General features: G+C 58.9%; 1 protein-coding gene. It reads left to right on the forward strand.

Annotated elements, in window-relative coordinates:
- Positions 1 to 1366: methyl-accepting chemotaxis protein (locus AAAB16_RS06970; RefSeq protein ID WP_340662687.1), on the forward strand; the 1366-nt coding region annotated here is incomplete at its 5' end.
- Positions 1367 to 1502: the final 136 nt, after the last annotated feature.

Genomic DNA, 1502 nt, shown 5'->3' on the forward strand with positions numbered 1-1502 from the left:
CATCGGCGGCGAAGTGATGGTGGTGGAGGCCGACGGCAAAATCCTCAGTAACCAACCGGAAATCAGCGGCAATATCGTGCTGAAAAATGTCTCCGACTTGGCCGCCCAGTCGCCTTTTATCGCGACCCTGCAAGCCGCGCTGAAAAACAGCAGCCGTGGCAACGATTACGAAAGTAATTACGAAAGCAGCAAGGGCGAAGACTTCACCTTTTTCCTCTCGCCAATTGAAGGCACGCCATGGCTGCTTGCCGCCGCGCTGCCCACCAGCAAACTGACGGCCAAAAGCGACACCGTGCTGACCACCCTGAGCTGGTTGCAGATTCCCATGGTGATCGGCCTGTTGCTGCTGATGCTGTTCGCCGTCGGGCAACTGATGAGCCGCCTGGGCGTGCTTAAAGCCAACATCGATTCGCTGTCGGCCGGCGATGCTGACTTGACCAAACGCCTGGCGCTCAAAGGTAATGACGAGGTCGATGAGGTGGCGGTGTCGGTGAACCGCTTTATCCAGTACCTGCAGCACATGATGGTCGACGTCAGTGCCACCAGCACGCAAATTGCCAGCGAAATTGCCCAGCTCAAGCAGCTGTCGCAACAGACCAACCAAGCCTTAACGCGGCATGCGTCGGAAACCGATCAAGCGGTGACCGCCATCACCGAAATGAGCTCCACCGCCGACACCGTGGCGCAAAGTGCCACGCAAACCGCGAGCTTTACCCAGCAGGCCAATCAAAACGCCCAGAGCACGCGTGCCGTGGTGGATGATGCGGCCAACAGCGTGCGCGCCCTGGTTGAAGAAGTGGAAAGTGCCACCGCCAAAGTGCAAACCATGGAAGGCGATGCACAACGTATCAATGCCGTACTCGGGGTGATTGGCGAGATTGCCGGGCAAACCAACCTGCTGGCGTTGAACGCCGCCATTGAGGCTGCACGTGCTGGCGAGCAAGGCCGTGGTTTTGCCGTGGTGGCCGATGAAGTGCGAGCGCTGGCCGGGCGCACTCAGCAGAGCACCTCGGAAATCAACGACATGTTGTTGCGCCTGCAACAAGGCGTGAGTAGCGCCGTGGCGGCCATGGAAAAAACCAAGGTGAGCTGCCAGGCCACTGCCGACAAAACCGCGCGGGTTACCGTCGGGCTCGACGAGATGGCCAGCTCGGTGCTGCATATCAACGACCTCAGCACGCAGATCGCCACGGCCGCTGAGGAGCAGAGTGCGGTGTCCGAGGAGATCAACCGCAATATGGTCGCGGTACGTGAGGTGGTGGAGGAGTTAGTCGGCAGCGGGGTGAGTGTGGACCGCAGCACCGCCGGCTTGATGAGCTCTAACCAACGCTTGATTGAGTTGGTGAATCGCTTCCGGGTTAAGTAAGTCGTTTAGCTCAAACCAATGCCCCGCTCTGGTGGGGCATTTTTATCGGTGCAAGTTGGGCTCTGTACGCAGCCGCTCGCCCTACGGCTGTTTCTTTTTCTTGGGAATATGCACCAGCTGCGTCTCGGAATAGATG

Source organism: Pseudomonas sp., assembly GCF_037994325.1.
Lineage (GTDB): Bacteria > Pseudomonadota > Gammaproteobacteria > Pseudomonadales > Pseudomonadaceae > Aquipseudomonas.